Source organism: Streptomyces sp. NPDC030995, assembly GCF_055571215.1.
This window is the reverse complement of sequence record NZ_JBVIFS010000005.1, coordinates 96888-109843: the sequence shown is the minus strand read 5'-3', so window position 1 is coordinate 109843 and position 12956 is coordinate 96888. Positions and strand designations below refer to the sequence as shown.

Genomic DNA, 12956 nt, shown 5'->3' with positions numbered 1-12956 from the left:
GTCCCTCAGCTGGCCAAAGCCAGGACGTGACCCGTCAGCGAGTCGATCGAGCGGAGCACCTCCGGCTGTACTTCGTCGTCCCACTCGAACCCGAACTCGTCCTCCATCGCCACCAGCAGACTGACCAGTGCGGTGGAGGGCAGCCCGGCCTCGCGCAACGACACGGAGTCCAGGGAACCGCCGACGAAGCGGTCACCGCCAATGCCGACCAGCAGTCCACGGATGCGCTGTCGGACTTCGGCTTCCTTGTCAGACACGCGATTCCACTTCTTCGACGAGCTTGGCGATGGTCACCTGGAAGCCCTCGGGGTCATCGAGGAACGGCACGTGGCCGGCGTTCGGCACGATCTCGCAGCGACCGTCCTGGAACAGCGCGGCCACACCGCGGGCGCGCTGCGGGCTCAGCAGGATGTCGTCGTCACCGACGTAGATCACCGTCGGCTGGGTGACCTGGGCCAGCAGCTCGGAGCTGGCGTCACCGGTGACCGCGCGCTTCAGGCCGTTGGCGAGGTCCTCCGCGGTGGACATCGCCAGGAAGCTCTCCCGGAAGCCGAGGAAGCCGGGGGTACCGCCCTCTTCGTTCATCTCGCCGCTGACCACCTCGGCGTAGATCTGGTTGTACAGACCCGTCATGCCGTGGTCCTGCAGCGTCTGCAGCCACGACTTGTTCAGGCCCCGGTGGCGCCGCATGTTCTTGAGGCCGAAGACCGGGCCGGCCAGCACCATGCCCTTGATCCGGTCCGGGTGCGCGATGGCCAGGTCGCGGGCGAGCTGGGTGGAGGCGGAGGTGGCGACCAGGTAGGTCGACTCGATCCCCAGTCCGTCGAGGAGACCGATCACGTCCTCCGCGTGCTCCTCCCAGGTCGGCTCCTCGTCGTGGTGCGAGGACTTGCCGTGGTTGGCCATGTCGTAGCTGATGACACGGTGGCCCTCAACCAGTCCCTCGACGTGCGCCCGCCAGAACGGGGCGGTGATGAAGAAGTTGTTGAGCAGCGTGATGGCGGGGCCCTCACCGCTGGACTCGTAGTAGAGCTCGACGCCCTCCCGGGTACGGATCCGCTCGGTGCCCTCCTGGTAGGACAGGTCGTAGGGGCCCTGGATTTCGCTTTCCGACATGGCTTTCGTCCTTTCTAATTGCTGGCGAGTTCGGCGCCCGGAAGGACACTCGCGAATCCGGCGACCACGTCGGCCGCCGAGATCTCCTGGGAAACGGCGCTGCAGGACTGGCCGCAGTACAGGGCCATCTCCTCGATACGGCCGGTGGTCGCGGTGGTCGGCACCGCCGAGCTGAACCGCGGGACCAGGTACGGCTTCCCCTCGACCACCGTCTTGCCGATGAACTTCTTGGGCTGGTCGGGGTCGGCGGTGACGGCCGTGGCCAGCACGCGGTGTCGCCGGCCCGTCCAGCCGATCTCGTAGACATCGGTGATCACGGTGTCGGTCTCGTCGGCGGCGGTCACCGCCGACTTGAACTGGCTGTGGGCCCGCGATTCGTGTGCGACGACGAATGCGGTGCCGAGCAGTACGCCATCGGCTCCGGCGGCGATGGCCCGCTCGGCCTCGGCCGGCGAGCCGATTCCGCCCGAGGCGACGATGCAGGCCTCCGGCAGCCGGTCGCGCAGCGCGGCGACCAGGTCGTCCCGCTGCGAGTGACCGAGGAGGTGACCGCCGGCCTCGATGCCCTGGGCCACCACGACGGCGCCCCGCTCGGCGGCGTGCACCCCGTCCTCGACGGTCCCGACCTGGACGACCAGGTGCCGGCCCGCCGCGACGACGCGCTCGAAGACCGCGTCGTCGGGCATGCCGAACAGGGACACGTACACGTTCTGCGGCGTCTCGGCGAGCACCTGCGCCACCTGGCGGTCGAGCTCCTCCGGCCCGACCACCTCCGGGATCAGGTTCACGCCGACGGGGCGGTCGGTGCCGGTGGTCAGCCGGTCGAGGATGGCGGACAGCGCCTCGTCGACCAGCTTGTAGCCGCCCACGCAGCCTGCCGCGCCGGCGTTGGACACCGCGCAGGCGAGTTCCGCGCCCGCGACGCCGCCCATGCCAGACTGCAGCAGGCCCACTTCGAGGCCGAGCACCTCTGCCAGCGTGGAACGCATCAGCGCAGGCTTTCGAGCGCCGACACCGCCGCTTCGGCGCTGCCGAACCGCTCGGTCAGGGTGTGCACCCAGCGCTCCAGGCCGAAGGCGAGGCAGCTGGTGTGCGCCGTGTCTCCGCCTGCCTGGATCTCGCACCGCTCACCGAAGAAGTTCCGGTGGTAGTTGACGGAGCCGATCGCCAGGCCGTTGACGGTGAACTCCTCCTTCACCGGGAACAGCTTCTGCATCTTCGCCTTGCCGCCGTTCTTGTCGAAGAACGGGTCGGTGGCGACCTCCAGCTTGAGGTCCAGCCCGAGCTCGGCGCACAGGCCCGTCACGGCTTCCTTGGCGCGCACCAGGTGGTTCTTCGCCCCGTCCTCCGGTCCGACGAAGACGATCTCCCGCATGGAGAAGCCGAGCAGCCGCTGAAGACCCTGGTAGTGGTCCTCGTTGCGGAAGCAGGTGCCGACCGTGGTCCGCAGGGTGCCCTCTGCGGGCAGCGTGGACCCGGCCAGGTCGAGGTAGATCGAGTAGCACGCCGCGGAGGGCAGCGCGAACGCGGTCGGCTCCATCACCTCGGTGGGCATCCGGTCGACCGGCCGGGGCGTCTCGGCCAGATGGGCGCCGAGGCGCTGCGGGTCGAGCCGGGTCGCGGCAAGGCCCAGGTGCGGGAAGTTGTCGTAGTAGTCGAAGGTGTCGAGATCCTTGCAGCGCATCAGGAAAGGGAACCGGAACTCCGGTGCGTCCCAGGACTCGGCCCAGCGCAGGACCAGCGCGTCGAAAGCCCGCAGCAGCCGCAGCTGGCTGCCGTTGAGAACTCCCAGGCCGTTGTCGGTTGCTGTGGTCATCGCGCCGCTTCCTTCTTGAAGAATCGTGCTTCGAGCGCATCGAGGGTGCGGAAGTCGTCCAGATCCAGGTCTTCCGGATCGATCGACTCGCCGGTCAACTCCTCCAGGAGGAAGATGAACTCGACGAAGGCCAGCGAGTTGATGGCCCGGCTGTCGATCAGGTCCAGCTCGCGGGTCAGCTGGTCGAGCTTGGGGTTGCGGCCCAGGATGAAGTCCTGGACCGCCTGCATCGGGTCGGTCATCGCTTGATCGTTTCCCTGCCTACGCCTGACTTGGAAAGGAACTTCCGGGTCCGCTTCAGCACCTGCTCGTGGGCCTCGTTCCGGGCGGGGTGCTCCAGCGCACGCCGCCGCAGCGCGAGCGCGTCCGGGATGCCCGCGTCGCGGTAGGCGGCCGGGTTGTAGAGGGTGCCGATGCTGTACTGGAGGTAGTTCTCCAGGTATTCGGCGACCACCGGCGCCTCGGCCGGGTCGCGCTTGACCACCTGGCCGAGCAGATTGGTGAAGATCATCCGGCCGAAGGCGACGTGCCGGCTCTCGTCCTGGTGGTGCACCCGGTTGATCTCACGGGCGATGTGCGGGAGCGTCTGGTCGGTCGCCATGAGCGCGTTGTAGTAGTCGACGATCTCCTCGAAGATGAGGATGCGCGCGAACACGATCAGCTCGCGGGCGACCGGCGACAGGTGCTCGACCGAATCGGCCTTCAGCGTCGGCTGCGCCGGGTACAGCTTGCCGCCGTAGCGCAGGCAGAACTGCGCGAAGAACCACATGTGCTCGTTTTCCTCACCGATGAAGTGGTGCAGGAACTCCGAGACGTCCGCGTAGGTCCGGTCGTGAATGCGCATCACGACCTCGCTCATCAGCTCACGGATACCGTGGATGTTGAGGCTGAAGAAGTTGATCGCCTCGTACCGGGTCAGCGCGATCTGCTGCTCACGCGTCAGCTCGTCCCACATCGGCGTGCCGGCCAGCGTGGTCAGGTTCTCGCTCATCCACGGCATGTCAGGCTCGATGGCGTCGGGCCAGTCAAACATCGTGTACGGGTTGTAATAGCCGGATTCGGCCATGTTCTCCAACCGGTCCAGCTCAAGCACGACCGGTTCGATTTCACGTACCGCCATTTATATTCGTCCTTCCAAACACAGTGGTGCGAGAATTCAACTTCAGCGAGCCGATCGAATATCTGCGTGCACATGGGCCGGCAGTCGTGAACCACATTCGTGATAGCCGAAAGAAGCATTACCGGAAGCGGTGGACGGGATCACCTTGTTGTAGATCGACCCGAGGCACAGCTCCTGGAAATCCCCGGTGTTCGGCGACAGTCGCGCGGCCAGCTGCGCCTTGGCGATGTCGATGGTCTTGAAGACGCCGTCCTCGTCCTCGACCTCCACGCACGCGTGCGGCAGATCGAGGGCGCCGCCGAGCACTCCGCAGAACCAGCCCCGCTTCGCCTCGGCCCGGTAGCCCGCCGCACGGAACCGCTCGGCCAGCAGCAGGCTCGCGGCGATGCAGCTCGTCGCGCCCAGCTCGTGTACCAGCTTGTAGTCGGCCTGCATGGCGACCGGGATCATCTGCCAGCGATAGCCGGCGTCGAGGTACTCGCGGGTCAGGCTCCGCAGCTCGGAGGAGACCAGAGGAGTCCGCGCGCCCGTCGTGGTGATCGTGGCCGCGTACTCGGCCGACCCGGAGCTCGGCTCCGGCATCGCCCCGCCGACGACGCTTCCGCCGAACCGGACCACATCGGGCGCTTCGAAATGCCAGGGCGCGACCCCTTCGCACTCGACGCAGTCCAGGCGGACGCGGAAGTCCCATGCCTTCGGGCGCAGCAGATCCTCGACCGAACGGCCGGCGAAGCGGAAGAGCAGGCGGAACGTGAGTTCCGGCTGCGTGTTCGACTTCTGCGAATACATCCCGAGGTTGTACAGATCGTTCGCGTCGAAATGGCGCACACCCGACCGGTCCTCGAACGGCAGACCCGCGTCGACGAGCGTGTTGATATCGACAGGGTCACAGCGCAGCATTTCCTGCGCCACGGATTCCGACTGGGTCTTGCTGGAATATTCGGCGGGGATGAATTCGATAGAATTCGCCACCTTTTCCCAGGGCGTATCCGAGGCTACAGTTTCGTGTGGCACAGCCTATCCCTCCAGGCAATAGGACCGCGCCGAAGACCCGGTGCCTATCATTGCGACCATTCCCGCCAGCTCTTCTGCTGAATCTGCGGAACGAACTCGACGGTACCAGCCACGGATCGGGCCGCAACAGATTAACTTCACATACGTCCCCATGCGTTTTACATATACGCATTGGAGAAATAAATGCGGGCCGGACTCGACTGCTACCCATCACCGAGCTGTTTCAGTGCTCCTGCTCGGCCCCCGACGGAAAAGTGCCTCCGACCGCGGCGGGAACAAAGACCTCGGAGCTCCTCGTTCTCGCTGGTCAGAGGCACTTCGTCGAATGCGGCCCCGCCCGGGGCGGGCGGATCCGGCCCGTCACACTTCCTTTCAGGCGGTGGCGGCACCCGCGCTCACGGAGGTCAGATCGCCGTTCTCGTAGCGCCGCTTGCACTCCCGGCGCTGCACCTTGCCGCTGGAGGTCTTCGGCAGCGATCCGCGCCGTACGACCAGGACGTCGTCCGGGGTGATCCGGTGCCGGTCCCGAATGGTGTCGTACACGCGTCGGTGTACGGTGTCGGCGCCCACGGAGTTGAGGAGCCGGCCGTCGGCCTCGACGACCACCACGAGCCGCTCGCGCTCACCGTCCTCACAGGAGAAGGCGGCAGCGCTGTTCGGGTGCAGCCCCGGAACGGCGCGTTCGGCGGACAGCTCGAAGTCCTGCGGGTAGTGGTTGCGGCCCTTGCGGATGATGACGTCCTTCAGGCGTCCGGTGACGTACAGCTCGTCCTCGTACAGGAAGCCGAGGTCGCCGGTGCGCAGGTGGGTGCCGCCGGGTGCGTCCTCGCCCGCGATGCGTGCCCGGAACGTCTCCTCGGTCGCCTCGGGGCGCCCCAGGTAACCGGCCGCCACGCAGGGGCCGTTGATCCAGATCTCGCCGACCCGTCCCTCGGGAAGGGCCCGCAGGGTGGCGGGGTCCACGATCCGTACCCGGGTGCGGCCCGCCGTTTTGCCGGTGCTGACCAGGGGTACGGCTCCTTCGGCGCCCTCGCCGACGGGCTGCACGGTGCCCTCGCGCAGGACCTCGGCGGACACCCACAGGGCGGTGGGCTCCAGGTCCGGGGCGTGGCCGGTGGTCTTGAGGGTGTTCTCGGCCAGACCGAACCCGGGGCACATGGCGCGCGGGTTGAAGCCGTACGGCGCGAACGCGTCGATGAACGACCGGACGGTGGACCAGCGGACGGGCTCGGCGCCGTTGGCGGCGACCCGCCAGCGGGACAGGTCCCCCACGGCGCCGGCCTTGCCTTCCGCGGCGGCCCGCGCGCACAGCTCGTAGGCGAAGCTGGGCCCGGCGGAATGCGTTCCGCCGAACCGGGCGATGGCTTCCAGCCAGCGGGTGGGGCGGCGGATGAAGGCTTCCGGGGCCATCAGGTACGAGGGGATGCCCGCGCACAGGGGCATGACGACACCGAACAGCATGCCCATGTCGTGGAAGTGCGGCAGCCAGCTCACCACGGTGCCGTCCGGCTCGCACGGGCACACCTCGTCGGTCTCGGCCACGTTCGCCAGGAAGTTGGCGTGGGTGACCACGACCCCCTTGGGGTCCCCCGTGGAACCGGAGGTGTACTGCAGGAGGGCGGTGTCCTCGGGGCTCGGGGACGGCGGCTCGGCCGCGTCCGCGTCGTACACGAGGGTGTCCGTGGCCAGCAGGGTGAGCCCGGCCAGGGCGGCCATGTCGCCGAAGTTCTCCTGGACGTCGCGGGCGACGTCGGCGGTGGTGAGGACGGTCGAGGTGCCGGCGTCGTCGGCTATCCGGCGCAGCCGCTCGACCTCGTCGCGGCGCCGGGGCACCTGCACGGGGGCACTGGCCACGCGGCCGTACATGCACCCGAGGAGGGTCCGTACGAACTCCAGGCCCGCGGGGTACATCAGTACGGCGCTGCGGCCGGCGAGCCCCGCGGCCGCGAACGCGGCGGCGCGCGGCCCGGCCTGGTCGTGGAGTTCGCGGTAGGTGAGCGCTTCTTGCGGTTCCTCGCCGTCCCGCAGGAAGACGTAGGCGGTTTCGTCGGGTTGTTTCTCGTTGCGTAACCGCAGGGCGTCGGGGAGGGTGCGCACGTCTGCGGTCGAATGGCTTCCGGTGGTGCTCACGGTCAGATCTCCTTGTTGGCCGGTCGTCGTGCACGGAGCCGGGTGGTGGGGGGCGGGCCTGGGCGGCGTGCTGCTCGTCCGGGACCGGACGATGGGCAGCCGGGCGCCACTCGCCTTTCATTGCGGATCAGCACGTCGGTGCACGTCCCGTTCAGGTGCACCGTCTGCCCGTCGGGGCTGGGGATGTCGAAGGAGTGGTCCAGGGCTGGAGGCCGGGAATTCCGGACGGTCACGGTGGGGCGCCTCGGCTCCACCCGGGCCGGCTCTTGGCGCACCGCGCCTGGGCCCTGCCCGGCCGAACTTCGCGGGGGCAGGGACCTAGTTCGGCACCGGTACCGACGTCAACGTCCGGTCCAGCACCGCCAGCACTTCGCGTGTCGCCTCGGCGGCCGCGGGGACGACGTCGGCCAGGAGGAGATAGCCGTGGACCAGGCCCGGCGCCGGAACGTGCTGCACGGCAACGCCGCTGGCGGCCATGCGCGCCGCCAGTTCGACGCCCTCGTCGTGCAGCCCGTCGAATTCGGCCGTGCCGATCACCGTCGGCGGCAGCCCCTGGTGGTCGGCGTTGATCAGGTCGATCGCCGGGTCGGTGGCGTGCTCCGGATTCGTCACGTACTGCTCGTAGTACCAGCGCAGATCGTCGAGGTCCGCCAGGTATCCCGATGCGTACCTGTGCAGGGATTCCGAGGTCATGCTCGGATCGGCCGGCGGATACACCAGCAGCTGTGCGGCGAACTCGACACCGCCGTGGTCACGGTGGTGCAACGCGATCCCCAAGGCCAGCCCCGCTCCGGCACTGTCACCGGCGATCACGTGGTCGCGGCCGGGGAACTGGCCGGCCGCCCATTCCGAGGCGGCGATGCCGTCCTGGAGCGGGCCGGGATAGGGGTGTTCCGGGGCGCGGCGGTAGTCGACGGAGACGACGACCGCTCCGAGGGCGGCGGCCATGCGACGGCACACCCCGTCGTGGGTGTCGACGTCGCCGACCACCCAGCCCCCGCCGTGCAAGAAGGTCACGAGGCGGCCCCGGTCGGTGACCGGCAGATACGTCCGCACACGGAAGCGGCCGCCTCGGCCGTCGATCAGCTGGTCCGCCACCGCGGCAACCGGTTCCGGCTCGGCACCACCGCGCTTGCTGGCCGCACTGTCGGCGTACCGACGGCGTACCTGCTCCACGGTGAGGGTGCGCGCCGGCGCAGGCCGGTCGGCGGTCTGCCATTGGATCAAGGCGCGGATGAAACGGTCCATGGGCACGAGACTCTCCTCGGGTCACACCAGCGAAGGATTCAGCAGTTCGAACCCGCGAAGCCGGTGGTACGGGAAACACGGGCCGCGTGGTCCAGGTCAACGCATCGACGCGGAACCTGTGTTGGCGATTTCGCCCACCATGCGGCGCGACCGGAGCCGGTCGCCGGTGACTGCCCGCACCGGTACCGGCTCCGTCGCCGAACAGCATGGTGGACCCCCGACGGGACCCGCGCGGATTCCGGTGCGGCGCGAACGGCGCCGTCGCCGGCTGCTGTGGATCCGGTGTCGGGGTTACTCAGATGTGGCCTGGCCGGGTTCGGCCCGGCGACGTTCGCGCATGCCTGTTTCCGCACGATCCAGGCATCGTCGACATCAGCCGGGCCGCCCACCTCGGCATGGGCGTCACACGGACCGGAACACAGGTTCCGGCGCCGATGTCATGCCGTGACGTCGGCGGGCAGGGCGAAGTCCGTGGTGACTTCGGTCCAGTCCGGAACCGACTCGATCTCGACCACCGCTGCGGTCAGCGAGTAACCGCCACCGGTACCGACGAGGAGCAGGAGGTCGCCCGGGTTGACTTCCTTCGTCTCCACCAGACGGGCCACGGCCGCGCTCAGGTCGCCGGCGCCCAGGTGCCCGGTGTAGCGGCCCCAGTTCCACAGCGTGCGTTCGGCCGGGATGCCCAGCGGGTTGAAGAACTGGACCTGCATCATCATGCTGCCCATGTTGGGCAGGAGGACCTTGGCGAAGTCGTCGAGCTTGTGTCCGGTCTTGTCGAGCACCGTACGGACGACGCTCAGCAGCGCGTCCTCGGCGCGCTTCAGCACCGACTCGACTCCGACCTCTTCCAGATAGGACTTCTTGGGCGTGCGCAGGTTCTCGTCGACGACCACCCCGTACGCATTGGTGAACGGGCCGGTGCCGCGGTGCAGCGGTTCCAGGGTGGCGTCGGTGAGAGACGCGACGGCGTGGATACGGGCGAAGCCACCGGTCGTGGAGAGCACCAGCGCCGTGGAGCCGTCGCCGAAGACGATGCCGTACGAACCCCGCCACCGGTCGAATCCGGGCGCACAGAACCGGTCCGCGGTGGTGATCAGGGCGCTCGTCCCCCGGCCCACTTCGAGCTGGGCCATCGCCAGGTCGATCGCCGCCATACCGCCGTTCGACATCCCCTCCACGTTCACCGCGAAGGCGTCGGTGATCCCCAGCTCGCGCTGGATGTAGGGAGCCGAATTCCAGTGGTGATCGCGGCCCTGGTGATAAATCGATGCGTGCAATATCAGATCGACCTGGTCTCCGACCACGTCTGCGGCTCGCTCGAGAGCCTTGCGTCCGGCTATCACGCCCATGTCCGGAACCGAGAGCTCATCCGTGGAGACCGGCAGGCAAGGGATGTCGTTGACGGCCATTTCGTCGGTGGTGTACTTGCCGGCGGCCACCGCATCCTTTGCCGATTCCGCGGGCGGAATCCAGGCCGCAGCCGACGCAATGTAGACAGGGGTGCTCATTGTCTAACTTCCTCCGAGTGTGAATGCCCGTCGAGTATCGCGTCGGTGGCGACCTGATCCGTGTGCCATCCGGCGCGATCACGCTCGGCGATCCGGGCCATCAGATCGCGAACGTTTCATCGGAATAAAGCCCACGCTACAGCGTCGCCCCTGATCATTCGCATATGTGTTCCTCATGACTTGCGATTAATACTGCACAGCCTTGAGAAACCCCCTGGCCGGGCAACACCCCGGCTGACTTCACGGGGCGGCACCAGGTGATTCCGGTCGCTAATTGAAGCTTACCGGCGAGTAGTGATCTTTTAAACACCCAGAGCCATGCACCGGGCGTGTATATGTCACGAGACGGGATGAGGAACTCATGTATGGACAGGCATTACTGGCCTATGAGCGAGGAGTGTCGGGGAATCTCGGTCGGCTCTTATTCCCTCGTTGCCGGTGCCATGGAGATGTTCCAGAATTCGGCGTAGCGGCCGCCGTGTTGGAGGAGTTCGTCGTGGGTGCCTTCTTCGACGATGTGGCCGTTGTCGAGGAAGACGACGCGGTCGGCGCGTTGGACGGTGCGCATGCGGTGGGCGACCATGACGACGGTGCGGCCGGCCATGAGGCGTTCGATGCTTTCGTGGACGGCGGCTTCGTTGACGGGGTCGAGTGCGGAGGTGACTTCGTCGAGGCGGGCCGCGGTGGCGGCGGCGCGGATTTCGGTGTCGGTGGCGTCGGGGCGGCCGAGGCGGATGTTTTCCTCGATGGTGCCGTCGAAGAGGTAGACGTCCTGGAAGACGATGGCGATCTGCCAGGACCGTGCGGTTGCCTTCGAGTGTGGCCAGGGCGCGGCGTACTGCCTGTTCGGTCTGGGGGTCTGCGAAGGCGGTGGCCTCGTCGAGGACCAGGATGGGGGTGTCGGCGAGCAGGGCGCGGGCGATCGCGATGCGTTGTGCTTCGCCGCCTGAGAGGCCCGCGTCCTCGCCGATCACCGACTCGTAGCCGCGCGGCAGTTCAAGGATCCGGTCGTGGATGTTGGCCAGTTTCGCGGCGCGCACCACGTCGTCGAGGTTCGCGTGGGGGACCGCGAGGGCGATGTTGTCGGCGACCGTCGCGCGCAGGAGACGCACGTCCTGGAAGACGAAGGAGACCATGCGGTAGAGCTGGCTGGACTTGCCGCTTCCGGAGGGGCCGACGGCCGCGGTAACGGTGCCCGGCTCGAGGACCAGGTCGATGCCGCGCACGACCTCGCGGTCCTCCTCGTAGCCGAAGCGCACATCACGCAGCTCCACCCGGTGCCCCTGCGGCGCGACGGGCGTCGCCGGCTCCGGCAGGGACTGCACGTCCAACACCTCGCGGATCCGTCCGACCGCCCGCTGCGCGGCCTGGATGTCGTCGAAACCATGGCCCAGGGCCGCCACGGCCACGAAATCATCCGTGGACTTCAGGAACTTCCGGTGCGCCCGCCCCGACTGGCCGATCGCCTTGACCACCGCGATGCCCTGCACGAACTCGATCACCGAGGAAGAGATCCGGCCCATGGCCGTATCGAACTCCTCCTGCTCCCGCGTCCGCGTCCGCGTCGGCGTCATCATGAACGGAACCTGCGCCATCGCCGCGACCACCGGCACCAACGCGATCAGCGTCAACCGCCAGTCAACAGTGAACAGATACACCAGCGAAGCCAGCGGAACCACGAACGCCGAAACGATCTCACCAGGCGTGTGAGCGATGAACGGATGGACCGCGCTGACGTCCTCCCCCACCACCTTCGCCAGCTCACCCGTCCGACGCTTGGAGAACCAGCCGATCGGCACCCGGCCCAACCGGTCCGCCAACTGCCGGCGGAACGCCAACTGGACCTTGCCGTCCATCACATGGCCGATCCCCGACGACGCCGCCGTGAACACCAGACGGACGAACATCCCGACCGCACCCACGGTCACGACAGCCCACACATGATCACGATCAACCGGACCCGGCTTCAGCAGACTACGCCCCAGCTCCACCACCGCCAGCAACGGCGCCAGACCCGCCAAAGCACCGATGACCTGCAGAATCACCACAGCCGCGAAACTCCGGACGAAGGGGCGCAGCAGCTGTCCCGTGTTCCGGGCAGGGCCGATCGTGCTCATCACGCATCCCTCCGTTTTGAAACGCGTGCGAATATTACCCTACCTCGGACCAGGGCTGACGCGTTCTCAGGTTTCCGGGACACGCGCGTCGACTTGCGTCCGCTACAGGTATGCTGACGCAACGTCACCATTGACATACGGAGGGGTGCCAGTGGCGAGAGTTCGCTCAAAGAAGTTGTGTCGGCCTTTGGCTGACGCGCAGGTGGTGACAGGGCGTCGCCCGAGCGACGGCGAGCATGTCGGCGACCTTCCCGAGCGTCGCGCCGAGGGCTCCCCCGCTGCTTGCCGAGGACCCGTGGGAGCCGCTCTGACCACGGCATCCGTCGGCGAAATGCACTCCCTCGACTGCCATCAGATGTGGCGCGCGGCCGGATTCCGGCATGCTGCTCGCGGGCGTTGACGCGCCGCGAGGGGGAGGGGTGACAACCAGCCGGGCCACCGCTAATGTCTGCTACGAGTACATCTTACGGGTGACAAGACGGGGGAAACGTGCTCAGTCAATCATTGACTGGTGGTTTACTCGGGGGATTTGATACGGCTGCGCCGACGCACGGACGCCGGCGACCACGGCGGTACTCGATAGCGCCATCGCTGCCATGACGACCCTGTAGGCGTCTCGCATAGGAGTTGATCCAGCGAAGGCCCCTGGCTAATCTGACCTGCGGCCGTCCGGGTTCCGATGGTCGACGACCGACGGTGCCAGCTCCTCATGGAGGTGCGGGTCGCGGCATTTCAACCTGACGTCCAGCACGTCATTTTGCCGTTTCAATCGTTCCCGCGCCGCCTTCATGGCATCGAGGCGCGGCGACGCGTGCTCATTTTCGCGTTTGCGGGCCCGTATGTTGTGGTCTGCTCATGCGGCACACCTCTTTCTGCTGAATACGTGC

The 12956-nt window shown here is 67.5% G+C and carries 11 protein-coding genes; all 11 read right to left on the bottom strand.

Annotated features, from left to right (window positions below):
- Window positions 1–5: 5 nt before the first annotated feature.
- The 11 genes from ACZ45T_RS10690 to ACZ45T_RS10640 all read right to left on the bottom strand — a co-directional run bounded on the left by ACZ45T_RS10690 (window position 6) and on the right by ACZ45T_RS10640 (window position 12069).
- Window positions 6–257: an acyl carrier protein gene (locus ACZ45T_RS10690; RefSeq protein WP_468439577.1), complete on the bottom strand. Its 252-nt coding sequence runs from the start codon at window positions 255–257 to the stop codon at window positions 6–8.
- Complete coding sequence (locus ACZ45T_RS10685) at window positions 250–1116, bottom strand: alpha/beta fold hydrolase (protein ID WP_468439575.1); 867 nt, start codon at window positions 1114–1116, stop codon at window positions 250–252. The genes ACZ45T_RS10690 and ACZ45T_RS10685 overlap by 8 nt, the downstream gene beginning before the upstream one ends.
- Before the next feature lie 14 nt (window positions 1117–1130).
- Window positions 1131–2105 carry an NAD(P)H-dependent flavin oxidoreductase gene (locus ACZ45T_RS10680; RefSeq protein ID WP_468439573.1) on the bottom strand — a complete coding sequence of 325 codons (975 nt, stop codon included), beginning with the start codon at window positions 2103–2105 and terminating at the stop codon, window positions 1131–1133.
- Window positions 2105–2932 carry a class-II aminoacyl-tRNA synthetase family protein gene (locus ACZ45T_RS10675; RefSeq protein ID WP_468439571.1) on the bottom strand — a complete coding sequence of 276 codons (828 nt, stop codon included), beginning with the start codon at window positions 2930–2932 and terminating at the stop codon, window positions 2105–2107. Before ACZ45T_RS10675 ends, ACZ45T_RS10680 begins: the two co-directional genes overlap by 1 nt.
- Window positions 2929–3174: an acyl carrier protein gene (locus ACZ45T_RS10670; RefSeq protein ID WP_468439569.1), complete on the bottom strand. Its 246-nt coding sequence runs from the start codon at window positions 3172–3174 to the stop codon at window positions 2929–2931. Before ACZ45T_RS10670 ends, ACZ45T_RS10675 begins: the two co-directional genes overlap by 4 nt.
- The gene (locus tag ACZ45T_RS10665; protein ID WP_468439567.1) at window positions 3171–4052 is read right to left on the bottom strand and encodes a diiron oxygenase; all 882 of its coding nucleotides are present in this window, start codon (window positions 4050–4052) and stop codon (window positions 3171–3173) included. Before ACZ45T_RS10665 ends, ACZ45T_RS10670 begins: the two co-directional genes overlap by 4 nt.
- Window positions 4053–4094: 42 nt before the next feature.
- A complete protein-coding gene (locus tag ACZ45T_RS10660) occupies window positions 4095–5024 on the bottom strand; it encodes a hypothetical protein (protein WP_468439565.1) in 930 nt (309 codons plus the stop codon).
- A gap of 414 nt (window positions 5025–5438) precedes the next feature.
- The gene (locus tag ACZ45T_RS10655; protein WP_468439563.1) at window positions 5439–7196 is read right to left on the bottom strand and encodes a fatty acyl-AMP ligase; all 1758 of its coding nucleotides are present in this window, start codon (window positions 7194–7196) and stop codon (window positions 5439–5441) included.
- A gap of 318 nt (window positions 7197–7514) precedes the next feature.
- Entirely contained in the window at window positions 7515–8444 is a 930-nt protein-coding gene (locus ACZ45T_RS10650; protein ID WP_468440031.1) for an alpha/beta hydrolase, read from the bottom strand.
- A 437-nt stretch (window positions 8445–8881) separates the two neighbouring features.
- Entirely contained in the window at window positions 8882–9952 is a 1071-nt protein-coding gene (locus ACZ45T_RS10645) for a ketoacyl-ACP synthase III family protein (RefSeq protein ID WP_468439561.1), read from the bottom strand.
- Window positions 9953–10311: 359 nt separating this feature from the next.
- The gene (locus ACZ45T_RS10640; protein ID WP_468439559.1) at window positions 10312–12069 is read right to left on the bottom strand and encodes an ABC transporter ATP-binding protein; all 1758 of its coding nucleotides are present in this window, start codon (window positions 12067–12069) and stop codon (window positions 10312–10314) included.
- Window positions 12070–12956: the final 887 nt, after the last annotated feature.

What these genes read in the sequence shown, in the direction of transcription:
- ACZ45T_RS10685 (WP_468439575.1), bottom strand. Translation starts at nt 1,116, where the DNA reads ATGTCGGAAAGCGAAATCCAGGGCCCCTACGACCTGTCCTACCAGGAG.
- ACZ45T_RS10680 (WP_468439573.1), bottom strand. Translation starts at nt 2,105, where the DNA reads ATGCGTTCCACGCTGGCAGAGGTGCTCGGCCTCGAAGTGGGCCTGCTG.
- ACZ45T_RS10675 (WP_468439571.1), bottom strand. Translation starts at nt 2,932, where the DNA reads ATGACCACAGCAACCGACAACGGCCTGGGAGTTCTCAACGGCAGCCAG.
- ACZ45T_RS10670 (WP_468439569.1), bottom strand. Translation starts at nt 3,174, where the DNA reads ATGACCGACCCGATGCAGGCGGTCCAGGACTTCATCCTGGGCCGCAAC.
- ACZ45T_RS10665 (WP_468439567.1), bottom strand. Translation starts at nt 4,052, where the DNA reads ATGGCGGTACGTGAAATCGAACCGGTCGTGCTTGAGCTGGACCGGTTG.
- ACZ45T_RS10650 (WP_468440031.1), bottom strand. Translation starts at nt 8,444, where the DNA reads ATGGACCGTTTCATCCGCGCCTTGATCCAATGGCAGACCGCCGACCGG.
- ACZ45T_RS10645 (WP_468439561.1), bottom strand. Translation starts at nt 9,952, where the DNA reads ATGAGCACCCCTGTCTACATTGCGTCGGCTGCGGCCTGGATTCCGCCC.
- ACZ45T_RS10640 (WP_468439559.1), bottom strand. Translation starts at nt 12,069, where the DNA reads ATGAGCACGATCGGCCCTGCCCGGAACACGGGACAGCTGCTGCGCCCC.